The sequence below is a fragment of the Chryseobacterium sp. CBTAP 102 genome (genome assembly GCF_003201365.1).
GTDB classification, from domain to species: Bacteria; Bacteroidota; Bacteroidia; order Flavobacteriales; family Weeksellaceae; genus Chryseobacterium; species Chryseobacterium candidae.
On the sequence record NZ_QICX01000009.1, the window covers coordinates 33119 to 58944 of the forward strand.

General features: G+C 36.8%; 26 protein-coding genes. 9 read left to right on the forward strand and 17 right to left on the reverse strand.

Annotated features, from left to right (window positions below):
• Positions 1–10: 10 nt before the first annotated feature.
• Positions 11–298, reverse strand: coding sequence for a c-type cytochrome (locus C8D70_RS13330; RefSeq protein ID WP_076595386.1), 288 nt, complete (start codon positions 296–298; stop codon positions 11–13).
• 22 nt (positions 299–320) lie between these two features.
• Positions 321–614 (reverse strand): c-type cytochrome, encoded by a 294-nt coding sequence (locus tag C8D70_RS13335; protein WP_110367636.1) that lies wholly within the window; start codon positions 612–614, stop codon positions 321–323.
• Between the two features lie 195 nt (positions 615–809).
• Between C8D70_RS13335 and meaB the strand changes: the two genes are divergently transcribed.
• Complete coding sequence (meaB, locus tag C8D70_RS13340) at positions 810–1802, forward strand: methylmalonyl Co-A mutase-associated GTPase MeaB (RefSeq protein WP_110367637.1); 993 nt, start codon at positions 810–812, stop codon at positions 1800–1802.
• Here meaB and C8D70_RS13345 read toward each other — a convergent pair.
• Positions 1799–2347 (reverse strand): DUF4251 domain-containing protein, encoded by a 549-nt coding sequence (locus tag C8D70_RS13345; protein ID WP_076595389.1) that lies wholly within the window; start codon positions 2345–2347, stop codon positions 1799–1801. The two genes, meaB and C8D70_RS13345, sit on opposite strands and share 4 nt — an antisense overlap.
• Before the next feature lie 105 nt (positions 2348–2452).
• Here C8D70_RS13345 and C8D70_RS13350 point away from each other — a divergent pair, with 105 nt between their 5' ends.
• Both C8D70_RS13350 and C8D70_RS13355 read left to right on the forward strand, forming a co-directional pair.
• Entirely contained in the window at positions 2453–3259 is an 807-nt protein-coding gene (locus C8D70_RS13350) for a M48 family metallopeptidase (RefSeq protein ID WP_076595390.1), read from the forward strand.
• An 85-nt stretch (positions 3260–3344) separates the two neighbouring features.
• Positions 3345–3656 (forward strand): hypothetical protein, encoded by a 312-nt coding sequence (locus tag C8D70_RS13355; RefSeq protein ID WP_076595391.1) that lies wholly within the window; start codon positions 3345–3347, stop codon positions 3654–3656.
• 36 nt (positions 3657–3692) lie between these two features.
• On the opposite strand, the gene C8D70_RS13360 is transcribed toward C8D70_RS13355, so the two are convergent.
• The 11 genes from C8D70_RS13360 to C8D70_RS13410 all read right to left on the reverse strand — a co-directional run bounded on the left by C8D70_RS13360 (position 3693) and on the right by C8D70_RS13410 (position 13862).
• Positions 3693–4304 carry an outer membrane beta-barrel protein gene (locus C8D70_RS13360; RefSeq protein WP_034692679.1) on the reverse strand — a complete coding sequence of 204 codons (612 nt, stop codon included), beginning with the start codon at positions 4302–4304 and terminating at the stop codon, positions 3693–3695.
• Positions 4288–5103, reverse strand: a complete 816-nt coding sequence (locus C8D70_RS13365) for an ABC transporter ATP-binding protein (protein ID WP_076595393.1) — start codon at positions 5101–5103, stop codon at positions 4288–4290. The genes C8D70_RS13360 and C8D70_RS13365 overlap by 17 nt, the downstream gene beginning before the upstream one ends.
• Complete coding sequence (locus C8D70_RS13370) at positions 5103–5855, reverse strand: MlaE family ABC transporter permease (RefSeq protein WP_076595394.1); 753 nt, start codon at positions 5853–5855, stop codon at positions 5103–5105. Before C8D70_RS13370 ends, C8D70_RS13365 begins: the two co-directional genes overlap by 1 nt.
• Before the next feature lie 103 nt (positions 5856–5958).
• On the reverse strand, positions 5959–7329 hold the full coding sequence (locus tag C8D70_RS13375) for an exopolysaccharide biosynthesis polyprenyl glycosylphosphotransferase (RefSeq protein ID WP_076595395.1): 1371 nt from the start codon (positions 7327–7329) through the stop codon (positions 5959–5961).
• A 43-nt stretch (positions 7330–7372) separates the two neighbouring features.
• A complete protein-coding gene (locus tag C8D70_RS13380) occupies positions 7373–8002 on the reverse strand; it encodes a 7-carboxy-7-deazaguanine synthase QueE (protein ID WP_110367638.1) in 630 nt (209 codons plus the stop codon).
• Between the two features lie 7 nt (positions 8003–8009).
• Positions 8010–8894, reverse strand: coding sequence for a bifunctional 5,10-methylenetetrahydrofolate dehydrogenase/5,10-methenyltetrahydrofolate cyclohydrolase (locus C8D70_RS13385; RefSeq protein ID WP_034692667.1), 885 nt, complete (start codon positions 8892–8894; stop codon positions 8010–8012).
• Between the two features lie 47 nt (positions 8895–8941).
• Positions 8942–10582 carry a glucose-6-phosphate isomerase gene (pgi, locus tag C8D70_RS13390; RefSeq protein WP_076595397.1) on the reverse strand — a complete coding sequence of 547 codons (1641 nt, stop codon included), beginning with the start codon at positions 10580–10582 and terminating at the stop codon, positions 8942–8944.
• Positions 10583–10790: 208 nt separating this feature from the next.
• A complete protein-coding gene (locus C8D70_RS13395; RefSeq protein ID WP_076595398.1) occupies positions 10791–11396 on the reverse strand; it encodes a hypothetical protein in 606 nt (201 codons plus the stop codon).
• Positions 11386–11895, reverse strand: a complete 510-nt coding sequence (locus C8D70_RS13400) for an RNA polymerase sigma factor (RefSeq protein WP_076595399.1) — start codon at positions 11893–11895, stop codon at positions 11386–11388. The genes C8D70_RS13395 and C8D70_RS13400 overlap by 11 nt, the downstream gene beginning before the upstream one ends.
• Before the next feature lie 24 nt (positions 11896–11919).
• Positions 11920–12795, reverse strand: a complete 876-nt coding sequence (locus C8D70_RS13405; RefSeq protein ID WP_110367639.1) for a TraB/GumN family protein — start codon at positions 12793–12795, stop codon at positions 11920–11922.
• A gap of 155 nt (positions 12796–12950) precedes the next feature.
• Entirely contained in the window at positions 12951–13862 is a 912-nt protein-coding gene (locus C8D70_RS13410; RefSeq protein ID WP_110367640.1) for a DUF4349 domain-containing protein, read from the reverse strand.
• A gap of 207 nt (positions 13863–14069) precedes the next feature.
• Between C8D70_RS13410 and C8D70_RS13415 the strand changes: the two genes are divergently transcribed.
• Positions 14070–15428 carry an acyl-CoA dehydrogenase family protein gene (locus C8D70_RS13415; RefSeq protein WP_110367641.1) on the forward strand — a complete coding sequence of 453 codons (1359 nt, stop codon included), beginning with the start codon at positions 14070–14072 and terminating at the stop codon, positions 15426–15428.
• 113 nt (positions 15429–15541) lie between these two features.
• Here C8D70_RS13415 and C8D70_RS13420 read toward each other — a convergent pair whose 3' ends face one another.
• Entirely contained in the window at positions 15542–15919 is a 378-nt protein-coding gene (locus C8D70_RS13420) for a DoxX family protein (protein WP_076595403.1), read from the reverse strand.
• A 152-nt stretch (positions 15920–16071) separates the two neighbouring features.
• On the opposite strand from C8D70_RS13420, the gene C8D70_RS13425 reads away from it, so the two are divergent.
• Complete coding sequence (locus C8D70_RS13425; protein ID WP_110367642.1) at positions 16072–16305, forward strand: bacteriocin-like protein; 234 nt, start codon at positions 16072–16074, stop codon at positions 16303–16305.
• Between the two features lie 79 nt (positions 16306–16384).
• Here the strand turns inward: C8D70_RS13425 and C8D70_RS13430 are convergent, their stop codons facing one another.
• Entirely contained in the window at positions 16385–17497 is a 1113-nt protein-coding gene (locus tag C8D70_RS13430; protein ID WP_076595405.1) for an AI-2E family transporter, read from the reverse strand.
• A gap of 203 nt (positions 17498–17700) precedes the next feature.
• Positions 17701–20106 carry an endopeptidase La gene (lon, locus tag C8D70_RS13435; RefSeq protein WP_110367643.1) on the reverse strand — a complete coding sequence of 802 codons (2406 nt, stop codon included), beginning with the start codon at positions 20104–20106 and terminating at the stop codon, positions 17701–17703.
• A 260-nt stretch (positions 20107–20366) separates the two neighbouring features.
• On the opposite strand from lon, the gene C8D70_RS13440 reads away from it, so the two are divergent.
• From C8D70_RS13440 to C8D70_RS13455, 4 genes are all read left to right on the forward strand, one after another.
• On the forward strand, positions 20367–22520 hold the full coding sequence (locus C8D70_RS13440) for a SurA N-terminal domain-containing protein (protein WP_110367644.1): 2154 nt from the start codon (positions 20367–20369) through the stop codon (positions 22518–22520).
• Between the two features lie 129 nt (positions 22521–22649).
• Positions 22650–23600: an MlaD family protein gene (locus tag C8D70_RS13445; RefSeq protein ID WP_110367645.1), complete on the forward strand. Its 951-nt coding sequence runs from the start codon at positions 22650–22652 to the stop codon at positions 23598–23600.
• An 8-nt stretch (positions 23601–23608) separates the two neighbouring features.
• Entirely contained in the window at positions 23609–24946 is a 1338-nt protein-coding gene (locus C8D70_RS13450) for a (Fe-S)-binding protein (protein ID WP_110367646.1), read from the forward strand.
• A gap of 89 nt (positions 24947–25035) precedes the next feature.
• Positions 25036–25821, forward strand: a complete 786-nt coding sequence (locus C8D70_RS13455) for a (Fe-S)-binding protein (RefSeq protein WP_076595410.1) — start codon at positions 25036–25038, stop codon at positions 25819–25821.
• Positions 25822–25826: the final 5 nt, after the last annotated feature.

Genomic DNA, 25826 nt, shown 5'->3' on the forward strand with positions numbered 1-25826 from the left:
TGAGGCAGTCTTATTTCTTATTAACAGAGATAAGATAATCATACACCATTTGATGCTGGTCATCAGTAAGCTTAGCCTTTGGAGCCATTCTGCTTAAAGTGTTGATCCATCCTTTGTCATCATGCTTGGTAGGTTCCGGCAGCTTATGACATTTTGCACAGGAATTTTCGAAAATCGTTTTTCCTTGTGCCAGCTGCTCAGATGAGGTATATTTGGGCCCTGTAACAGCCACACTTTTTGGTCCGCACGATACCAGTAATGCGGATGCTGCAATACCTGTTAAAATGAATTTTTTCATATCCTATGATTTTATTTGATGATTATTTCTTCACAGAAACAATATAATCATAAACCCATTGATGCTGTTCATCCGTTAATTTTGCTTTTGGAGCCATAGAATTCATGATTCCTACCCACTGTACAGGATTGTGTGAAGCAGGATCAGGTAATTTATGACATCTTCCACAAGAGTTTTCAAAGATTGTTTTCCCCTGTGCAATCTGTTCCGCAGTAGATGTTGAAGTACCTGGAGCAGCACTTGCTGTAGCAGCTTTCGGCGTACAGGAAACCAGCAAAATTGCTGTAAACGATGCCGCAGCGATGAGTTTTTTCATGTTTCTTTTTTGATATATAACAAATGTAATAAATTCCTTCAGCCTTTGATACAAGCTGTTCTAGTTTTAATTTAGAAGAAATAAAAATTAAATCAATGAAAAATTGCAATATTAAATCAAACAATTTTAGTCTTTTAGCCGATCAATATAAGCCGGGTATTGACCATTCGCATTTTAATTGTTAATTTTGAATCAATGAAATTTTCTACAGAAGAGTTAATAGAGGGAATACAGTCAGGAAACAAACGCCTGATTGCAAAAGCTATTACATTGGTTGAAAGTAAAAAATCAGAACACAGAGTACAGGCGGAAGAACTTTTGAAGAAAATTATGCCTCTTACCGGAAACTCTGTGAGAGTAGGAGTAACGGGAGTTCCCGGAGCAGGAAAATCCACTTTTATAGAAAACTTCGGACGCCTCGTAATTGCACAAGGCAAGAAAGTGGCTGTTCTCGCTATTGATCCTAGTTCGGCCATCAACAAAGGAAGTATTTTGGGAGATAAAACCAGAATGGAGGAGCTTGCCAAAGAAGAAAACGCATTCATCCGTCCTTCTCCCAGCTCAGGATTTCTTGGAGGAGTAGCCAATACCACTTTTGAAACCATGATGATCTGCGAGGCTGCAGGATACGATTATATTTTAATAGAAACCGTAGGAGTAGGGCAGTCTGAAGTACTGGTAGCTGATATTACTGATGTTTTTTTATTCCTTAAAATCATTGGGGGAGGAGACGAACTTCAGGGTATTAAACGAGGAATTATGGAAATGGTTGACCTTATTTTTATCAATAAAGTGGATCAGGATAACCTTCAGAAAGCGAAAAATACAAGACTTGAACTGAAAAGAGCTTTAGATTTCATTCCCCCTAAAGAAAAAGGCTGGAAGATCCCTGTGCTATTAGGATCTGCTCTTCATAACGAAGGATTACAGGAAGTCTATGATACAATATTCGAATTTATTGACCTCAAAAAGAAAAGCGGCCGTTTTGAAGAAATCCGCGTTCAGCAGGCTGAAAAACGATTTGAATATTGGGTTCAGGAATATATTTTATCCCTGATGAAAAAGAGTGATGCATTAGAAGAAGCTTATCACATGCATAAAAAAAATGCTTCAGCTATGATTTCCAATCCAAGTACTGAAGCAAAATTATTTGTTGAGAAGTTCTTATCTAACGAAAACAGGGATTAAGGTTTCTCTTTTTCCTGCTTTATCTCCGTTTTTGAAACATATCCGTCATAAGTAATTGGTTGTCTGTCGTTACTTCTCATAGAAACGAAAGCCTTACCGTTTTTAAAAATTTCTATATTTACTTCATCTACATTTCTTGCATCTTTAGGCTTGAATTTTAAGGTCCAGGTTCCCTTTTTATTCTGAGTTTTAGTTACGGTAAAATCTTTTGAAGTAAATCGGTAGCTGTTATCACTTGTGTTTCCGTAAGTTGGATTGAAAAGTCTTCCAAAATAGGGTAATACCACATCCAGTGTATTTTTACTTACATCAATGGTATAGTCTCCATTTAGATTCAGCATTCTTGTTGCAGTAGAATTAGGCATTGAGTTCATGACATTAATAACATCATAATTCGTAGGATTGGCTCTTTGTGCATAGAAGGTAAACTCCTGGGAATTCACCAAAGTGTCTACTGTTTTCGGATCTAATGAACCTTGTGAAGCACAGCTCTGAAATAAGAACAGGAATCCAAAAATCATCAGTAAAGAAATATACTTTTTCATAATGATATAATTATTAAATTTAAAAAGCAAAATGTATGCAAATATATTCTTTCTGAAATATTTTGGAATAAAAATTGTTAAGGTTGAATTATTAACACTCAAAATATGAAAGTTACACATCTATTAGGAATGGGAGCTATTGCTCTGTCGGCTGTTGCCTGTACTACAAACCCTATTACGGGCAGGTCTTCTTTACAGCTGGCCAACAATTCGGAAATTTTAACAATGTCTTCACAGGAATACAGAACGACATTGTCTAAAGGTAAAGTAATTACCGGTACGGCAGATGCAAAGAGAGTGGTAAATGTAGGAAACAGAATTAAAAATGCAGCAGAAAGATATTATCAGAGTATTGGAAGATCAGCGGATCTTGCAAGTTATAGCTGGGAATTCAATCTTTTGCAAAGCAATGAGCTGAACGCCTGGTGTATGCCTGGTGGAAAAGTAGCAGTTTATACCGGAATATTACCGGTAACAAAAGATGATAACGGACTTGCCGTAGTAATGGGACATGAAGTTTCTCACGCACTGGCAGGCCACGGAAACGAAAGAATCTCTCAGGCAATGGTAGCTCAGTATGGAGGTGCAATCCTGGGAGGAACAATATCAAATTCACAATGGGCAAGTGTTTTCCAGAAGGTGTATCCTATCGGTTCACAGGTTGCTTTATTGAAATATGGAAGAGGTCAGGAATCTGAAGCCGATGAAATGGGTCTTTACCTGATGTCTATGGCAGGATATGATCCGAGAGCGGCCATTCCTTTCTGGAACAGAATGGAAGCAGCATCTACAGGAGCAAGGCAGCCTGAGTTCTTATCTACCCACCCGAATCCGGAAACAAGAATTTCAGATATCAATAAGGATCTTCCGAAAGCATTGCAATATTATAAGGCTGCGGGAGGTAAAATATAATTAGAATTTTAATCTTGAGTAAGGCCTTATTAAATTTTTAGTAAATTTGGTAAGGCTTTTTTATAAATCACCTAAACACAATATTATGAAGAGTTTATCAATTACCGGACTTATACTTTTAGCAGTTTCTGCATTGCTTTTTTATCTTACAACTGATTTTGCCGTAGAACAAATAAAAATTTCCCACATTATGGGAATAATGGCAGGAGTTGGAATAGGTCTTATCATTGGAGGAATGGTAGGGTATCTAAGCAAAGGAAGTGCTATGAAAGCGGAACAGAAGAAAAAAGAATTCAAACAGCTGCAGAAAGACAAAGAAGAGCTTGAAAAACAGGCTGCAGAAATTGCAAAACGCCAGGCTGAGCTTGAAGAGCAAAATAGAAACCCTCAAATTTAAATTTGAGGGTTTACAGTTGTTATTTTCGATAATTTATTAGAATTTATATCCTAAACCTACCATAAAAAGGTTAGGTCTGTTGTCATATCTGATTTCCGAACCGGAAACTTTGTTGATGAAGTTTCTTTCGTCTTTACTGAAAGCGCCTTCATATCTTGCATTTACAATAAGCTTTTTAATTTCAAGCTGTGCTCCAAACTGATAGCCTACGGTAAAATCATTTTTAGCATTTTCTTTGAAATCGTTGTAAGTATTGTCTTTGTTTAAGTTAAAACTTCCTACAGGTCCTACAAAAACCCCAAGCATATTCCCCAGAAGGTTATATCCTAAAAGAACAGGAACATCAATACGGTTGCTTTTTACATCAAATGTAGTATTTTCCGTAGTAAACTCATTTTTAAAGTGAGTATAATAGATCTCCGGCATCACAAACAATGAAGTAGGAAGACCTACTTTTAATGAAAGCCCAACGTTGAAACCTACATTATTTTTACCTGTTCCGGCAATCGCATCATTCACTGTTCCTTTAATATTGGACCAGGAAGGTGAGCCTGTCGGAAAAATTAAGTTGGCTTTACCTGCCAGTGAAATCTGTGCAGAAGCCCACATTGAAAACCCTAATAACGCTATACTAAGTACCTTTTTCATTATCGTCTATTTTTGTATTTGTCGTTTCAATCGTTTTATTATTCTCAAGTAAATATTCTCTCAGCTCTTTAAAAAGTTCTGAAGAATAAACGAAGTCAATCAGATTTTTATTGCCTGCAGTAATAAGAATGTCTTTGTTTCCTTCCCATTCTTTAATTCCCAGCCTTAGGTATACAATTTTCTCACCAATCGTCATTACAGAGTTCATATCGTGGGTATTGATGATGGTGGTGGTGTTGTATTCTTTTGTGATTTCGTAAAGAAGATCATCGATTACTTTTGAAGTATAGGGATCAAGTCCGGAATTGGGCTCATCACAAAACAGATATTTGGGATTGTTCACAATAGCTCTCGCAATAGCGACCCTTTTCTGCATTCCTCCCGAAATTTCAGAAGGGTATTTTTTGTCGGCTTTATCAAGATGTACTCTTCCTATTACCTCAAAAACCCTTTTCTTTTTTTCTCTGTAGGTAAGATTGGTAAACATGTCAAGAGGAAACATGATATTTTCTTCCACAGTTAAGGAGTCAAATAAAGCACTTCCCTGGAATACGGTCCCGATTTCTGAACGTAGATGCTGTTTTTCATCTCTGGTCATGGTATTGATATCCTTACCATCAAACAGGATTTCTCCGGAAGACGGCATGTAAACATTCAACAAACTTTTTAAAAAAACAGTTTTCCCGGAACCACTCTGCCCAATGATTAAGTTTACCTTTCCTTTATCAAATGAGGTTGAAATTCCCTTAAGTACTTCAACTTCATCAAAACTTTTCTTAAGATCTTTTACCTCAATCATCAGCTTAATATTAATTGGGTTAAAATTAATTCAGAAATGATAATGAATACCATTGTCCACACCACTGCCTGCGTACTGGCTCTACCTACTTCCAAAGATCCTCCTTTCACAAAATATCCGAAATAAGAAGGTACTGTTGCAATAATAAAGGCGAAGACTGTTGTTTTGGTAAATGCATAGTAAATAAACAAATTAGGCATATACATTTGAATACCCGTAATATAGTCGTTCTCCGTCCAGTTTCCTGTTAAAATTCCGGCAATATACCCTCCAAGAATACCAAATACAATACTGATGGCAATAAGGAGAGGATTAAAAAGCATACAGGCGATGATTTTCGGAAAGATCAGGAAGTTGGGTGAGTTTACTCCCATAATATCCAGTGCGTCAATTTGTTCTGAAACTCTCATCGTTCCGATACTGGAAGCAATATAGGATCCTACTTTACCGGCCAGAATAAGGCTGATAATGGTAGGCGCAAATTCCAATACCAATACCGCTTTTGTAGCATATCCTACAAATGACGGCGGAATAGGGAATGAAGAAGCATCAAAGTTGTTGAACATCTGAATAGCAACTACAGCCCCCACGAAAATTGAAGTGAAGACTACGAGCCCGAAAGAATTTACTCCCAAATCATTAATTTCTCTCATAAACAGCTTCCAGAAAACCCTCATTTTCTGAGGTTTCTGCAGGGATTTTCCCAAGAGGATAATGTATTCCCCTATCGCTGTGAAAAACTTTTTTAACATACTGCTAAATTAGACTTTTTTATTTAATTGGGCTAGAGTCAAGAATAAGACCAAAGCTTAGTTTTGTGTTAAAATTATTTCGATATTTATCCTGTCCCGTTTTTTATTTCGCATTTTTATCTCCTCCAATGACTAATAAAACGGTTTTTAAAATAATGACCAGATCGAGCACGAAACTCCAGTTCCTTACATAGAAAGCATCAGCCAGAACTCTTTTTTTCATTTCTACTTCTACATCTCCGAAGTCACCACGCAGTCCATTGGCCTGTGCTAATCCTGTAATACCCGGATTAACCCTGCTTCTTAAGCTGTATCTTCCGATTTTGGGTTTGTAATAATTGTCAACCGCCAGCATATGGGGGCGTGGCCCTACTACAGACATTTCACCTTTCAAAACATTAATAAATTGAGGAAGTTCATCAAGACTGGTTTTTCTTAAAAACTTACCCACTTTGGTAATTCTGGAGTCATTTACGGATGTGGTTTTGGTGGTAGATTCATCATTGACAACCATTGTTCTGAATTTAATACAATTAAAAACCTCTTCATGAAAACCATATCTTTTCTGAAGGAAAAAAACAGGGCCTTTGGAAGTTGTTTTGATCAAAATCGCAATGATTGGAAATACCCATGAGCAGATTAAAACCAATATAATAATAGAAAAGAAAATATCAAATGTTCTTTTCATCAGGAAATTAGAATAATAATCTAATGGATATCTGGCCTGATTAAGTACTGGCTGGGTTTGTATATATCCAAGGTCATAAAGGAAAAAATCACTTTGTGTAATGCTTGGGATCAATGAAATATGAATCTTATTATCCTCGGCCAGCCTGAAAATTTCATTTTCTAGAGTTTCATCATAGGAGTTTTCCATAGATAAAAATAAGGTATGAATTCCGTTTTTTTTCCAGAAAGAAACCAGTTCATTGATCCTGACGCCTGAATATTCGTATTCGAATATTCTGTAACCATAGTCTTTACGTTCTGTAAAGATATTCTTAAGAATTTCTGTGGAGTGGCTGTCTCCCAAAAACATGACATTCCTGTAATTCGCTCCAAGGGATCGTAAATACTTGATTGCGAAATACACTAATGATTTCACAAGGAAGATGGAAATAAAAAGGTAAAGAGAAAGCCAGTAAATATCCGAATTGAAAAATACATTATTACTTACCTTTCCTATAAGCAGCACACCCAGTATAAAAAAAAGGAAATGGATTAAGAGGCGTTCAAGAAACAGGGTATAAGTAAGATTCCTCGGAATATTATATATTTTTGTTCTACCGCTCAGCAGCACCCAGAACAAAAACAACAGCATGAGAGAGAAACTATTCTGATACCAGGTTTCTTCATTATATTTTAAACTTTCGTTTCTGCTTATAAAAAAGAATATGAAGATAGATGCAATAACCATGAGGTCAAGCAACATAATGATTGATTTCAGGTATCTGGAGTATCGAATTCTCTGCATCTATCGGTATTATAGCGGATAAGCCCAGCTAATTTACATTTTTTTACGGTATATTCAGATATTTGTGAGTCTGAACAGAAGCCTGCCATTCAGGGTTTTCCAGGATGAAATCTGTAATCTTAGGATACATATCATTTCTTTTGCTCCATTCACTCTGAAGATAAAGCTTACAGTTTTCAGAAACTTTTGCAGCCTGTTCCTGAGCAAAAGTAAAGTCATGCTGATTGAAAATGATTACTTTAAGCTCATTAGCCTTTTGATAAATTTCTTCTTTAGGAAGCCCGGTTTTCTTTGGTGAAAGAGTAATCCAGTCAAGCTGTCCGCTCATAGGATAAGCTCCTGAAGTTTCGATATGTACTGTACAGCCCAATTCTTTCAGTCTGGAGGTCAGGATATCTAAATTCCACATTAAAGGTTCACCGCCAGTCAACACTATTGTTTTACAGTGTCTAGCCGCAGTTTCTGCAATTTCCTCAGCATTCATCAGGGGATGAAGTTCCGGATCCCAGCTTTCTTTTACATCACACCAGTGACATCCTACATCACAACCTCCCAGCCTGATAAAGTATGCTGCTTTTCCGGTGTGTGCTCCTTCTCCCTGTAAAGTATAAAAATGCTCCATCACAGGGAGCATTTTACCTTCTTTTAATAAAATATCTTCTTCTTTATTCATTTTAAAATTAGTCGTTATAGACCGAAGTTTTATAAGCAATGATGGTGTTTTTCATCAACATTGCTCTTGTCATTGGGCCTACACCTCCAGGTACCGGAGTGATCCAGCTTGCTTTTGCAGCACAGCTGTCAAAATCTACATCACCTGCAAGGTAATATCCTTTCGGAGAGTCATTATCTACTCTTGTAATACCCACGTCCACGATTACTGCTCCTTCTTTGATCATATCTCCTTTTAAGAAGTGAGGATCTCCCAAAGCGGTAATGACGATGTCTGCTTTTCTTGTATATTCTTCAATGTCTTTTGTGTATGAGTGCGTAAGGGTAACGGTAGAATTTCCAGGGAAATCTTTTCTCCCCATAAGGATACTCATCGGTCTTCCTACAATTTTACTTCTTCCGATAATTACACAGTCTTTTCCTTTTGTTTCAATATTGTATCTTTCCAATAATGTTAAAATCCCGAAAGGAGTTGCCGGTAAGAAAGTATCCATTTCAAGAGCCATTTTTCCGAAGTTTTCAGGGTGGAAACCATCTACATCTTTTCTAGGGTCAATAGCGTTGATGATCTTCTCCTGATCAATCTGATCAGGTAAAGGCAGCTGAACGATAAATCCGTCTACTGCTTTAGATTTATTAAGCTCATCAATTTTTTCCAACAGTTCAGATTCAGAAACAGTGCTTGGAAACTTGATTAAGCTGGATTGAAATCCTACTTCCTCACAGTCTTTCACTTTAGAGTTTACATAGGCCTTGCTTGCTCCATTATTTCCTACAAGAATAGCCACCAAGTGTGGAGCTCTTCTTTTGCTTGCGAGAATCTTTTCTACTTCAACCTTGATCTCTGCTTTTATTTCCTTGGATACTTTAAGTCCGTCAAGAATTTCTGCCATTTTTACTTTTTTACTTTATAGATTTACTTTTACTTTCTTTTTACTTACTATTTATTTTCTTTATAGTAATTGATCAATCCATTGGTAGAGCTGTCATGAGAGCTTATAGCTTCATTATTTTCAAGCTCAGGAAGGATTTTATTGGCTAATACTTTTCCTAATTCCACTCCAAACTGGTCAAAGCTGAAAATATTCCAGATGACACCCTGAACAAAAATTTTATGTTCATACAGAGCAATCAGCTGTCCTAGTGAAAAAGGAGTTAATTCCTTGAATAATATGGAGTTAGTTGGAGTGTTTCCGTGGAAGACTTTGAAATTGATCAGTCGGTCTATTTCTTCGTCAGATTTTCCGGAATTTCTCAATTCTTCTTCCACTTCTTCTTCCAGTTTTCCAAAGGCAAGTGCTTCAGTCTGAGCGAAAAAGTTGGCTAATAATTTATCCTGGTGATCAGAAACATGGTTAGGGCTTTTTGCATAGGCAATAAAATCTGCAGGAATCAATTCTGTTCCCTGGTGGATTAATTGATAAAACGCATGCTGGCCGTTTGTACCTGGTTCTCCCCAGATGATTGGTCCGGTTTCATATTCTACGAATTCACCGCTTCTGTCTACACATTTTCCGTTACTTTCCATATCTCCCTGCTGAAGATAGGCAGCGAATCTGTCCAGATATTGAGAATAAGGCAGGATTGCATACGTTGTAGCAGCATAGAAATTACGGTACCAGATTCCCAAAAGTCCCATTAAAACAGGAACATTTTCAGAGAATTCTGCCGTCTGGAAGTGCTGATCCGTATCATAAGCCCCTTTTAGAAGCTGTTCGAAATTTTCATACCCTACGGAAAGCACAATACTTAATCCGATGGCGCTCCAAAGGGAATATCTTCCGCCTACCCAGTCCCAGAACTCAAAAATATTTTCTTCTGCAATTCCGAACTTCTTAACTTCTTCAATATTAGTAGATAAAGCAACGAAATGCTTCGCTACATCTTCCTGTTTTCCTGCTTTCAGGAACCAGTCTTTAGCTGAATTGGCATTGGTCATTGTTTCCTGAGTCGTAAATGTCTTGGAAGCAATGATGAATAAAGTAGTTTCAGGATTTAAATCTTTTACTACTTCTGCAATATGATTTCCGTCCACGTTGGAAACAAAGTGAACGTTTAATCTTGTTTTAAAATGCTTTAAAGCCGAACAAACCATTACAGGACCCAAATCTGATCCTCCGATCCCGATGTTGACTACATCTGTAATTTCTTTTCCGCTGAAACCTTTATGTTCTCCTGAAATAATCTTCTCAGAAAAAGACTTCATATGCTCAAGAACTCTCTTGATCTGTGGTTTGATGTTTTCTCCATCTACGATAACTTCACGGCCGGAGAAATCTCTTAATGCCGTATGAAGAACTGCTCTTCCTTCTGTTTCATTGATTTTGTCACCAGAGAACATTTTGGAAATAGCATCTTTTAACTGGCTTTCCTCGGCCAACTGCAATAAAAGATCTTTTGTTCTGGAGTCGATCAGGTTTTTAGAATAATCAAAAAGATAGTTGTCCTTGTGTAGAGAAAATTCATTAAAACGGTTCGGATTATACTGGAAAAGAGTTCTAAGATCAAAGTCATTTCCACCGAAGTGTTCATCAAGTGCTTTCCAGCTGCTAGTTTGTGTTGGATTTATTTTTGATAGCATATTACAGAATTTTTATCGCTCAGAAGATCATATATTGGATGAGAATAGCCCATAATCCATAATGATTTATTTCTGATTTGCAAATTTACGGAAAAATAAAACCTCAGATAAATTTGAAGATAATAAATAACGATTTTTTAAAAAAAACAAAACCTCAGAACAGATCTGAGGTTTGATAAAATGTGTTTTGTGACATGAGTTTTCAATGTTATTCATCCATTTCTTTAAGAATGTTTTCAAGTTCTTTGGCACTCTTTCCGTAGATATACTTTGTCCATAAAACGATACTCGTTATGATTGCTAAAGTTCCGATGAGTACTGTGATAATTAATCCCTGTTGGTGAGAAGTGGTAAGTTCTGTAAGAGATTTTCCCTGTTTTTCCATCGTGTTATAAATAACCAATCCTACTGTTATCAGGAAATGGGGAAGTAATAAAAATCCGAAAGACTGATATCGTTCCATATTCAGACGAAGCTCATGATATATTTTCCAAAGACTGTTTTTGGTGTTTCCTGTGTAAAGTTCCGTCTGTTTATAAAATTTATAAAACCCTAGCAGATAGTATGATGAGATAACGACCATCATGGTATAGGAAACATAATAAATAATATACTGTGAAGATGGAAACTGAAACTGGAGAGGAAAAAAAGCGATAAGAATAATAGCAAGAATCTGCATGGGAAATTCTCTTTTCATATTTTTCTGAATCTTTTCTATAGGGTGTTTGCTTTCCTTTAATTGCTTTATGGTGTCAGGAATATGGACGTCACTGTCTTCTTTATTCCACTGTTCTTTTAATTGATCAAAATTCATAACCTGATTTTTTTATGATTTGCTGTATTTTATCTTTTGTTCTGTTAAGCTTTACGCGGGCATTACCTTCACTGAGTCCCAAGTTATTTCCTATTTCTTTGTGTGACATTCCTTCCATGAAATAAAATATGACGGCTTTTTCCAGAGAGTTCAGCTCCTGAACGGCACTGTAGAAAATTTCCAGCTGCCTGTCCTTTGCAGGGTTGTAATCCTCCTGCTGCACCTCAAAATGAGAAGGAGCATCCGTATGGTTATTGGATCTCTGTTTTTCCTTTTTTAAAAAGGTAATGGCGGTATTAATTGCAACCCGATACATCCAGGTAGAGAATTCACTGTTTCCCTTAAAATTCTGATAAGATTTCCAAAGCTGGATAAGAATTTCCTGCTGAAGGTCTTCCCTGTCCTCTACGGAATCTGCATAAATCCGTGAGGCTTTGTATAGAATGCCCTTGTGCTGATTGACGAGCTTTAAAAAAGTGGTTTCGTTTAAACTGCTCACAATTGTTTCATGGTTTGGTTATGGTTACAAGCCTGATACAGGTTTTACGGTAAACCCCTTTGCCTGAAGGAGAGGGATAATTCCGTTTTCACCCATAAGATGAGACCCTCCGACAGCAAATAAAGAGCTTTCTTTTTTCATCATATCCGGCATTATTTTTACCCAGTTTTGATTTCTATTGGTAAGCATAGCCTTTTCCTGGTGATCATTCATGAATCTTTCATCCTTAAAAAGACTGTAAAGGGATTGTACATTTTCATTTTTAAAAGCTTCAATCATCTGTGTGAACAATATTTGGTATTCTTTATCCATTTTCAATTGAGTAATGATGCTCTTCAGATCATAAGCTTCATTGATCGATTTCATCTGATCTTCTACTTTTTCAAGTCCTTTGATGCTTTTTTTATCTTTCATTGCTTTCTGAAGAAGTTCCATTTCGTAAAGTTTAACTTCGTTCTGAGGGCAGGGGATTGCTTTGGTAGAAAGAAGAGCATACAATGCCTGAGGGCTTGAAGAATCTATACTTTTCAAATCAGTTCCGTAATTGGCAAGAACTGTATTAAGTTCCCTGGCTTCTTCAGGTGAAAGCTGATCCGATATTTTTTTATCTGCTTTAAACATTTTTTGAAGTGACATCATTTCAGCAGCATCTGTATAGTTGATTTCCATGACAAAGTTTTCAGATTTCTCAAGAGCTTTCAGTACCTTAGGTTTAATCTCAAAATCTTTACTGCATAAGATATGAAAAGTCCCGGTAATATAAGAAGGCTTAGAAAGACCGTTCCCGGATACTTCCCAAAGCAGGCTGTTGTCTTTGCTTATGTTTTTGCTTTGAGCATTTGCTGTTATAGAATTCAGTGATAATAACACTGCGAATCCAAGTTGTATTAAATTTTTCATAGTATTAATTTTTTGATTTTCTGTTCTTTTAAACAGTAGGTAAGACAGTTGTTTTAATCGTTACAGTTTTTTTTCAAAAAAATAAAAACCTCCCGTAAACAGGAGGTTGTAAAATCTAAAATTATGATGATAACCAATTGGTTAGGATAGCTTTTTTATTCCTGGATTTTTGAATGTTCAGGTTTTGAAATTTTTCTTTTTCTTAAAAAATAGAGGATTGCAGCAGCAATCAATACCAGAGGCCACACATTGATAAGGCCCACTATAATTCTCTGAATCAGATAAAAGCCGTACACAAATCCATCTTTAGCATCATAAATGAAATTGTATTTATATTTATTGTCAATGCTTGTTGTATTGGTAACAGCAATTTCAGCAATGCGTAATTGAGGTTCTTTGATGTAAATGTCAATAGTACTGTATTTCAAATCATCTGTCATGTTCATGCTGGAGAGTTTTTGAAGATTTCCTTCAGACATATTTTCATCATCCAGTGTTACCTTATCTTTATTTGTTTTGAGCTTGCTTATGTTCTCAGAAGTCTTTTGATTCCTTTTCCCTTCCAGTTCAGAGTATTTGATGTTGGCTGTTACATCTTCCGCATTAATGGATCTTGAATTAAGAAATAACTTGTTTGTATTGATTGCTGTTAAAAGTTCCCCAAGTTTTTCCGTCGGAATACGCACCTGCATTCTGTTCTCTGTCTGGTATTTCTTAATCAGCATAGCCTCTTCGTCAGAAGTATTGTAGGTGTTTTCGGAAACTACATTGCTTTGCAGATTACTATTGGTAACAAAACCTCCGAGTTCCTGCACAGATTTTTCAATAGCAATCGTTGCATTATATACATCTTTTACTTCCATATTCACATCCGCAGTCTTGATAAACTGCTTGTCTTTTACTTTCATTTCTGCAACAGATGAAATACTGTCGGAAGCAATAGCAGAGGCAGAGTCTGTTGTAGCGTATGCTTCAAGGTCTGTGGAAGCTACTTCTCCTTTTTTACATGAATAAATTCCTAATAAAAGCACGGCTGACAGAGATAATGTAATGTAAGTGGTTTTCATAGCGTTGATTTTTGTTGTTTTGCTTGAGTCAAAGTTCAGTCAGGATCTTTTGTAACATTTGAAAATCAAAAGTAAAAATCTTGTAAATAAAATTTCAGTTGTAATGGGTTGAAATGTAGTGTTTTGTAAAATATGCTTGGGCTTTAGTGATTGCTTTCGGAGCAGTTTTTGCTTATCATTTACAAACCAAAACTACAATCTATCACTATGTCAAATACTTTTTCCAAAATCAGAAACGCAATAGAATTATTTAGATCCATAGATTTCGATCAGTTGAGTACCATTTCTCAAAAGGTAGATCTGCCAAAACTGATGCAAAATTTCTCAAAACTGGATGATAAACAGCTTTCCGGACTTATGAAAATGCTTGATCCGGAAAAGAAAAAGAAAGAATTACCACCTATTGATGGCGACTTTTATGATATATACCATACCCTTACTCCAGAACAGCGTGAAATTCAGCTTAAAGTAAGAACGTTCATGGAAAAAGAAGTCAAGCCTCTGGTTAATCACTATTGGCTCAGAGATGAATTTCCTTTTGAACTGATTCCAAAATTCCAGAAACTGCATATCTGCGGCGTTACTTATGAAGGATATGGCTGCCCGGGAATGCCTTTCCTGATGGAAGGTGTTATTGCGATGGAAATGGCAAGAGTAGATGCTTCTATTGCCACATTTTTCGGAGTACAATCCGGGCTGGCAATGGGTTCTATTTATATCTGCGGATCTGAAGAACAGAAACAAAAGTGGCTTCCGCAGATGCAGAAATTTGAAAAAATAGGAGCTTTTGGGCTTACAGAGCCGGAAGTTGGATCAGGAGCTGCGGGCGGACTTACAGTAACCTGTAAAAAAACACCGGAAGGCTGGATTCTTAATGGTCAGAAAAAATGGATTGGGAATGCTACTTTTGCTGATCTGGTTATTATCTGGGCAAGAGATCTGGACAGCGGAGAGGTGAAAGGATTTATTGTTGAAAAAGATAATCCGGGATATTCCGTAGAGAAAATTAAAGGAAAAATGGCTTTAAGGATTGTCCAGAACGGATTGATTACCTTAAAAGACTGTCTTGTAACCGAACAAAACCGTCTGCAGAATGCCAATTCCTTTAAAGATACCGGGAAAGTACTGAGAATGACCAGAGCAGGAGTAGCATGGATGGCTACAGGCTGTGCCCGCGGAGCTTATGAAAGCGCATTGGATTATACCCGCAAAAGAGAGCAGTTCGGAAGACCTATCGCTTCATTCCAAATGATTCAGGGACATCTGGTAGAAATGCTATCTAATCTTACTGCCATGCAGACAATGGTTTTCAGACTGTCTGAAATGCAGGATGAAGGTATTTTAAAAGATGAACACGCTTCTTTAGCTAAAGTTTTCTGTACCCTCAGAACAAGGGATATTGTTTCCCGAGCAAGAGAAGTAATGGGAGGAAACGGAATTCTGCTGGAATATGATGTGGCCAGATTTGTTGCCGATGCGGAAGCTATATATTCTTACGAAGGAACAAAAGAAATTAATTCGCTCATCGTAGGACGATCAATTACAGGTTTCAGTGCTTTTGTATGATACAGGTAGCAGATGATAGGTTATAGTTTATGGGCTGTGCCAATGTGATTCACAACAGTAAATTTTAATTGACCGCTATAAAAACTGCAACCTGCAGCCTATTATCTGCAGTCTTATGAAACTAAATGCTTATATTTTTCCTTATTGTCAATAATCATCCAAAGGTTGATCAGAAACATCACCCCTGCAATACCCATTCCCATAGGAGATTTATCCATTGTGAATACATGGGTAACAATTCCTACCATGACAGGTAAAATAACAATAGCTCCCAACGCTCTTGTTTTTGGGAAAATAAATAATAATCCGCCAATGATTTCTGCAATACCTACTAAAGGCATCAACCAGCTGATTTCTCCAAAAGCAGCGAAAAGTTTCATCTGCTCAGGAGTAGGTTTTTCCATAGGCATATAATTAAAAAACTTGTTTAATCCGGCATTAATAAACATAAGCCCGAAAAGCAGACATAAGATGAGTTTTATTAATTTCATGATTGGTTATTTTATATCAAATGTAAAATAAAAATGGTATATTCTGTATTTAATTTGATATAAAATGTAAAATTAGTTGTTAATATGCGTTAATTGATGTTTTTATGTGATTTTTATTCTGTACCTTACAGAGGTAAACTAATATAAAAATCATGCTAAAAAATCTTAAAAAATTAAACCGTACGGATTTAAGAGAAATCCAAGGAGGAGGTATTGGAAAATGTGATATAGGGCCTATAGGATGTCCTTGTAAAATTCCACCTGGAGATCCTTGTTTAGGAGATCCGGAAGGGCCTGCTTATGGATATTGTCCGGATAGCCAATCTTATATTCTTTGTACGGAAACTTGTCCCAATGGAACAAGTCCGTTGTGTCCTCTTTCATAAAAATATAAAAGACTGTCTTGAAAAAGGCAGTCTTTTTATTCTACATTAAAGTTGGGTTATGTCAATTATTACTCATTGTCTAATCCATTTCTTTCAACGTAATATTCTTGGAAATCTTATAGCTTTTTTTCTTCTTATGAGGTTTTGGCTCTTCGCCGAGTAATCTTCCCCAAGGTTTGAGATCGTCTACTCTTTCACAGATGATTTTTATAATAGCAATTGCTGGGATACACAGGAACATGCCCGCAATTCCCCAAAGGTGTTCTCCTAAAAGGATTCCAATAAAAGAAAATAAAGCATTGATCTTTACTTTAGAACCCACTACAAATGGAAGAACAATATTGCCATCTACAGCATGAATAGCGATATAGCCCAAAGCAACATAAATACATGTTGAAGGCGTAGAAGTGGCAAACGCTATAAAACAGGAAATCAGAAGAGAAATAAAAATTCCCAGATAAGGAATGACGTTTAATAATCCCGTGAGAACTCCCAGAAGAATAGCATATTTCACTCCCAGAATAGTAAGAAGGATTGAAGTAAGAACAGATACAATAATCACCTGAAGGAAAAGACCAAAAATATATTTCTTGGTCATAACCCTGATTTCACTTACAGCTTCCTGTACACTGGCTTTATGTCTTTCGTTGAAAACTGTAACGATAAAATTGTTTAATAGTCTTCTGTAATTTAGAATAAAGATAAAAAACAGAGTGAAAAATATAATAAATCCAAATCCTGTTGAGAATATCCCAAATGTAAACCCTAAAATCACCCCTGAAGAAGACAGAAGCTTATTCAATCCCTGATTGATATAATCTACTTGTTCATCTACTTTCACATTGAATGTTTTGGAAACCCAATGCTGAAGACCATTGAAAACAGTGGTGAACTGTTCTTTGAGATGTGGAAGATCTTTGCTAAAGTCAGAGAGCTGATTGGTAAAGAAGTAAATAATTCCGCCTAAAATCATCAGCATAATGAAGACTGAGGTCATTGTGGACATTGATCTTGGAAATCTCAGCTTTCTTTCCATAAAAGTTGCCGCAGGCAAAAAAAGCATAGCCATCAGGAATGCCAGGAAAAACGGAGCTAAAATACTCTGTCCTAATGCCAGAAGATAGCCAAGCCCAATGATGGAAATCACCACGAGGGTAAGCTTGACAAGGAAAGGAAGTCTAAGAAAATTCATAATCTATAAATATGCGGTGTGGAATAAAAATAAGAAAACCCGTCTGAATTGAAAAAAAATTATTCAATCCTTCGGAATTATCTAGTGTTCAGCAAATTTTATTCCACCTGGCAGAACAATCTGCTTTTTTGTAAAAATAAAAACACGCACTGAATATCAGAACGTGTTTCATTATTGAGAAGTTAATATGTTATAAATTGTTTTTATTCTTCAATGGCAATGTCAATGACTTCTTCCATTCTGTTGACATAATGTACTCTCAGATTTTTCAGATAATCTTTTTTGATCTCTTCCACATCTTTTCTGTTAGCTTCGCAAAGAATTACGTCTTTGATTCCTGCTCTTGTTGCTGCAAGAAGTTTTTCTTTGATTCCTCCCACCGGAAGCACTTTTCCTCTTAAAGTAATCTCTCCCGTCATCGCAAGGTGAGGTTTTACCTTCTTGTTTTTAAACGAAGAAACCATTGAAGTCAGCATGGCAATACCTGCAGACGGTCCATCTTTAGGGGTTGCTCCTTCAGGAACGTGTACGTGGATGTTTTTCTTTTCAATATCTTCCTGGGAAATTCCCAGTTCATCATACTTAGCCTTAATGTATTCCAAAGCAATAGTTGCAGACTCTTTCATCACCGTTCCAAGATTTCCGGTCATTGTTAAAGTTCCTTTTCCGTTGCTCAAAATACTTTCAATATAAAGAATATCTCCTCCTACGCTTGTCCAGGCAAGACCTGTTACCACACCAGGAACTCCCGTAATCTCAGATAAACTCTTCGGTCTTGGAACGCCAAGAATTTCATCCACTTTTTCCAATGAAATTTTGGGGTCATACTCCTTTACCAAAGCAGTCTGAAGAGCTACCCATCTCCCAATGGCTGCAATTCTTTTCTCCAAAGTTCTTACTCCACTTTCTGAAGTATGAGCTTCTATAATATGCTTAAGTTCTGCATTTCCGAGTTTGAATGATTTTGCATCCAGACCATTTTCTTCCTGCTGTTTCCTGATCAAATGTCTTTTGGCTATCTCAATCTTTTCTTCCAATGTATAACCGGCAATCTGAATGATCTCCGTTCTGTCCAAAAGAGGAGTCTGTATTGTTGAAAGTGAGTTGGCAGTAGCAATAAACATCACCTTTGAAAGGTCATAGCCCATCTCCAGGAAATTATCATAGAAAGACTTATTCTGCTCTGGATCAAGAACTTCCAAGAGTGCTGAGCTTGGGTCCCCATGAAGACCCTGTCCGATTTTATCAATCTCATCAAGAACAATTACCGGGTTAGAAGTACCTGATTTTTTGATAGACTGTAAAATTCTTCCCGCCATAGCACCAATATATGTTTTCCTATGTCCGCGGATCTCACTCTCGTCATGAAGACCACCTAATGATAATCTTACATATTTTCTTCCCAATGCATCAGCGATAGACTTTCCTAAAGATGTTTTACCAACACCCGGAGGTCCTACCAATAATAGGATGGGAGACTTCATATTGTTTTTTAGCTTTAAAACAGCCATGTGCTCCAGAATTCTTTTCTTGATATCTTCCAGTCCGAAGTGTGCTTTGTCAAGTACTTTTTCAGCTTTAGCAATATCGAAAATATCTTTCGTATAGGTTTCCCAAGGTAGATCTGTAAAGAAATCAAGATAATTTCTCTGTACATTATAGTCCGGGGAATTAGGGTTCTGACGTTGAAGCCTGCCGATTTCCTTCTGGAAATGGTCTTCTACCTCCTGATTCCATTTTTTTGTTTTAGCCTTAGCAATAAGGTCTTCCACATCACTTTCAGGTCCGCCACCCAGCTCTTCCTGGATCGTTCTGATCTGTTGATTAAGAAAATATTCTCTCTGCTGTTTATCAAGATCCTTCGATGTTTTCTGATGAATCTGATTTCTCAGTTCCAGTTTTCTGAAATCTTCATGCATCATTTCATAGCACTGGTTGGCTCTTGTCATCAGACTTTTTTCTTCAAGCAGTTTTTGTTTTGCTATTGAAGAGAAATTAGCATTCGTGCAGATGAAATTCAGAAGATCATCATTATTGTTAATGTTTTTGATTGCGAAGTTTGCCGCATTTGGGATATTGGGATCAAGCTCAATAATCTTTAAAGCAAGATCCTTGATGTTCTCCAATAATGCTTCATACTCTTCCTGATCTTTAGGTCGGTTATCTTTTAATTTAGATATTTCCGCTTTAAAATAGGGTTGGTTATCAATGATTTTTTTAATCTTAAACCTGTGGAATCCTTTGGTAATAGCTGTAATATTGCCTTCCGGAAGCTTAATGATCTTAATGATCTTTGCCAGTGTACCGGTGGTATATATATCTTTTTCGGAAGGTTGTTCCATATCCGAGTTTTTCTGGCTTACAATTCCAATAAAATCTCCGTTCTTCTGTGCCTCTTCAAGGAGCTGTATGGAGGTTTTTCTTCCTGCAGTAATAGGAATTACAACATTAGGGAACATAACCATATTTCTTACGGGAAGTATAGGGAATATTTTCTGTTCGGAATTTTTATCAGTCTCTGCGAAGTCGGAAAGATTGATTTCTTCAGTTACGATATCAAATCCGTCACTGATCATTTCTTCTAAACTAATATCTTCAAATTCTGTCATAGTCAATCGAATGACAAATTGTCATTTTCGTTTTTTATCATTAAAGGAAATTTTTATAATATACTCTGAAAACGTGTGGCATATTATAATGTTTTAAAAATGCACAATACTTATGCCATTTGTTTTTTACTTAAAAATACGGTCAAAATTTCCTTTTTTAGTTAATCTTTGCATTAAAAATCAAAATAAAGCAGTTCTGTTTCTGTAATTTCTTAAAAATGTGTATTTTCGCAAACTGATAAAAAACTATAATTTATAAAATGGCAATTTTAGGACAGATTAGGAGTAAGCCTTGGCTTTTAATGGGAGTAATAGCCTTAGCGCTTTTGGCGTTCCTGGTAAACCCCGAGAGTATCGACAAGGTTTTTGGTAAGAATCCTGACGTTTTAGGAAAAGTAAACGGTGAGAAAATCACCCGCGAAGAGTTCAATGATCAGCTTTTCGTGTTGCAGCAGCAGGCTGAACAGCAGGGTCGTCCGAAAAACGGTCTTGAAGAGCAGGCATGGCAGTTACTTGTACAATCTAAACTTATCAAACAACAGTTTGAGAAATTGGGCTTTGAAATGACTGATGATTATTTCTGGAATCAAATCCAGTATGATCAGATGTTTGCTCAGAATCAACAGTTCTTTGATGAGAAAGGTAATTTTAAAACTCAAGAGCTTAAAAAAGAAATTGAAACATTACAAAACACCAATCCCCAGGGGTATACTCAATGGTTGAAAACAAGAAAGACAATTGAGTACAGACTAATGGCAAGACAGGTGTTTACCAATCTTTCAGCAGGTATTACTACAGGTAAGAAAGAAGCTGAAGAATTGATGAAGCAGAGAGATCAGCTTGCAGATATCGACTTTGTAAAAGTAGATTATGCAGCTTATCTTCAAAAAACAAAGATCAATGTTACCACACAGGATCTTGCTGATTACATCAAGAAGCACCCTGTAATGTTCAAAGCTGAGCCAAGCAGAAATATTGGTATTGTATTTTTCCCATCTAAACCTAGTGCAGCAGATGATGCGGCAGCCCTGAAAGAAATTACAAAATTATATTCAGGAGGTACAGATGCGAGTGGAGGAACTGAAAACTTCCAGAATACTAAAAACGATTCTATGTTTGTAGCAGCAAATTCTGATGCACCATTCAATCCTCAGTATTTGAATCCTGCTCAATTGCCTCCAACAATCAAAAATCAGATCACTACAGCAGCAGTAGGTCAGACTTTTGGTCCTTATAAAGAGCAAGATGTATATGTAGTATCTAAATTGGTTGGTAAAAGACCTTCAGATTCTACCTTATCAAGACATATCCTTATTGCATTCAAAGGAAGCCCTGCAGGTGAAGGGGTAACAAGAAGTAAAGAGCAGGCTAAGAAACTGGCAGACTCAATTGGTGCTATTGTAAAAGCTACTCCTGCAAAATTCACAGAATTCCTTAAGCTTTCAAGCGATCCTAATTCTGCCGCTCAGGGTGGAAGCCTTGGATGGACAACACCAGAGACGCCTTTCGTTCCGGAATTCCTTGCTTACCTTGCAAGTAATCCTAAAGGAGCTACAGGGGTGGTAGAAACACAGTTCGGTTACCATATCATCAATATTGAAGATAAAAAATCAGGATCAATGGGGTATAAAGTTGCGAACCTTGTGAAAGCAATCAAACCTTCAGATGCTACTGAGGCTGAAACAGACAAAAACTCAAGAAAATTCATTCAGCAGGTTCAGGGGAAATCTTTCAATGATTTCGTGAATATTGCTAAGAAAGGAAACTATCAGTTCTCTAATCCAAAAGCAGCCAAAAGATTTGAAGGTCAGCTTCAGGGCTTAGGAACTGAAAAAGATGCTGATATCCTTACCTGGGCTTTTGATAAGAAAAGAGAAAAAGGAGATACTGAATTATTTACAGTAGAAGGAACAGGAGATAAAATTGTAGTGTATCTGAACGGAAAACAGGAAGCAGGTCTTGCTGATCCGGAATCTGTGAGAGATCAGATCGAAGTTATTGTTAAAAATAAATTGGCAGCAAAACAAATTTCTGATAAGATTACAGCAGCAAAAGCTTCCAGCTTAGATCAGATTGCTAAATTGTTTGCCACTTCAAAACAATCTGCTCAGGTGAACTTATTGAATCCTTCAGTGGCAGGTTCTATGGAACCTAAAGTTGCCGGTGCAGCATTCGGTGTTGCAAAAGGTAAACTTTCTAACCCTGTTGAAGGAGGAACAGGAGTTTATGTTTTGATCAAAAAATCAGAAACTGTAAACAAGCAACCTGGAGATCTTAAGCAGTTTACAGAATCTCTTACCCAAAGAAGTGCCGGGATGTTCGGACAGGCCTGGATGAAGAGCCTTCAGGATAACGCAGATATCGAAGATTATAGAATCGAGATCTGGAACAAGCTGGGAAATCAGCAACAATAAGAAAATCATTTCAATGATATAAAAAGCGACAATTTTTTTTGTCGCTTTTTTTTGTATTTAACGCAGAACAATAAAGGAAAAGATTTATTTAAAATGTATTATATTTGCTTATTAGAAAAAAATTAGCAAGTGAAGTTCAGTAAAGAATTAAAAGCTGGTGTGATTGCACTTCTAGCTATCGTAGGCTTTGTGGTATTGTTTCAGTTTATGAAAGGGAAAAGCCTTTTTACTACCGATAATATATTTTACGCAAAATATGACAATGTAGAAGGCCTGGCGCAATCTTCTGCAGTTTCTATCAATGGTTTGAAAGTAGGACAGGTAGACAAGATTATTCCTATTACCACAAAAGATGGAAAAATTAATTTTGTCGTAAAAATTACAGTTGACAACAAATTCGAATTTTCAAAAAACTCATCATTGGAGATCTTTGAACCCGGATTAATGTCTGGTAAAGAAATGAGAGTGAACCTTATGTATGGAGGGCCTACTGCAAAAGACGGTGACACTTTAAAAGGAGCTTTCAAACTGGGAACGCTGGGAAGTCTTTCTTCTCAGGTGGGTCCGGTAAAAGATCAGCTACAGGTGGTTCTGCACAGAGTCGATTCTTTAATGGCAAATGCCAATCAGGTTTTTGATGCTCAGAACAGAGCTGAAATAAAAGCTTTATTGGCCAACCTTAATAAAACAGTAGGAGCATTACAGGCTACAGCAGGAAGTGTAAATACGCTTGTAGGACATAATGATCCAAAACTGCAAAAGGTGCTGGATGATGCAAGCCTTACCATGCAGAGCGGAAAAGTTACCCTGGATAAATATGGAAATCTGGCGCAGAGCATAGATACTAAACAGTTAAATGCTACTATTGCCAATCTGGATGCTACAGTAGGGAAGTTAAATCAGGTTATTGGAGGGATAGATAAAGGAGAAGGAAGTTTAGGTAAACTGATGAAAGATGAACAGCTTTACAACAACCTGAATTCAGCATCTTCCAATTTGAATTCATTAATTGAAGATATGAAAGCGAATCCGAAGAGATATATCAACTTCTCGGTTTTCGGAAAAAATAACAAAGACTAATACGCCTTATGCAGTACATCGATAACATTATTTTCCTGATTTTATTAGTGGCGGGATTTGGGCTGTTTGCCAAAAGCCTGCAGAAAATTTATAGAAATATCAGGTTAGGTCACAAAATCAATAGAAACGACAGAAAAGGAGAACGTTGGGAAACGATGGCCCGTGTAGCCATGGGACAGAGTAAAATGACAGCACGTCCTGTTGCAGGAGTTTTACACTTTTTTGTATATGTAGGTTTTGTGATTATTAATATTGAATTAATAGAAATTGTTGTTGATGGAATATTTGGTACTCACCGTTTTTTATCAAGTATTTTCGGTCACACATTTTATAACTTCTTTACGGCAACATTAGAAGTTCTGGCACTTTTAGTAGTGATTGGAGTTGTCATTTTCTTTATCCGTAGAAATTTTTACGGAGTGAAGAGATTGACGATGAAAGAACTTTTCGGATGGCCAAAAAATGATGCAAACTGGATTTTGATTATTGAATTCGCCTTAATGATGGCTTTCTTTAAAATGAATGCTTCAGATTTTATTTTACAGTCCAGAGGTATTTTCCCGGAACATGGAAGCTTCCCGATCAGTGAGATGACTTTTGTTCCGTTCTTAGAAATCTTCAATTTTGATAACGGGTTTTTGATATTCACAGAGAAAGCTGCATGGTGGTTCCACTTCGTGGGGATTCTTTTCTTTATGAATTATCTCTATTACTCAAAACATTTACATATTATCCTTGCGTTTCCAAGTACATGGTATGCAAATCTTGATAAAAAAGGAAAATTCAACAACCTTGAATCTGTAACAAAAGAGATCAAATTGATGATGGATCCCAATGCAGATCCTTACGCTGCACCAGCTGAAGGAGCAGAAGCGGACGTGCCTTCTAAATTTGGGGCTGAGGATATCTTCGATCTGAATCAGGTGCAATTGCTTAATGCATATTCATGTACAGAATGCGGACGCTGTACTTCTGTTTGTCCGGCAAATATTACCGGGAAAAAGCTTTCTCCGAGACTGATCCTGATGAAAACCAGAGACAGACTGGAAGAAGTAGGAAGAAATATCGATCAAAACGGAAAATTCGTTGATGACGGTAAAAAACTGTTGAACGATTATATTACCAAAGAAGAACTTTGGGCTTGTACCACATGTAATGCATGTACAGATGCCTGTCCGGTATTGCTTGACCCGCTTTCCATTATTTTTGAAATGAGAAGATTCCTGGTGATGGAACAGTCTGCTGCTCCACAGGAACTGAACCTGATGATGACCAATGTGGAAAACAACGCAGCTCCTTGGCAGTATAATCAGGCTGACCGTCTGAACTGGGCATCGGAAAACTAGATAATTAATCAATTTGAAAATTTGAAATTGATTATTGTCTATATCACTTTCAAATTTCCAAATTCTCACATTTTCAAATTGAAAAAGAAATGGATTTCACTATAAAAACAATGGCAGAGTATGCTGCCGAAGGAAAAGCACCAGAAGTTTTATTCTGGGTGGGATGTGCGGGAAGTTTTGATGACCGTGCCAAAAAAATTACAAAAGCATTCTGCAAGATATTAAATAAAATAGGGGTAGAATTTGCCGTTCTGGGTCAGGAAGAAAGCTGTACCGGAGATCCTGCAAAAAGAGCCGGAAACGAATTCGTATTCCAGATGATGGCTCTTACCAATATCGAAGTGTTAAATGCTTACGAAGTAAAGAAAATCGTAACGGCTTGCCCACACTGTTTCAATACCCTTAAAAATGAATATCCAAGCCTTGGTGGACACTTTGAAGTAGTACACCATACTCAGTTCCTTAAAACCTTAATGGAAGAAGGAAGACTGAAAATTGAAGGTGGAGCATTCAGAGGGAAAAAAATTACTTTCCATGATCCATGTTATCTGGGACGTGCCAATGATGAATATGAAGCTCCAAGGATGCTTCTTGAAAAACTGGATGCTGAACTTGTAGAAATGAAACGTTGCAAAACCAACGGACTTTGCTGTGGAGCAGGAGGTGCACAGATGTTTAAAGAACCTGAAAAAGGAAATAAAGACATCAACATTGAAAGAACAGAAGAAGCGTTATCTTTTGAACCTAAGGTAATTGCAACTGGATGTCCTTTCTGTAATACCATGATGACGGATGGAGTAAAACATTTTAATAAAAATACTGAGGTAGCCGTAAAAGATATCGTAGAACTTCTTGCTGAAGCAGAAGACTTATAATTGTA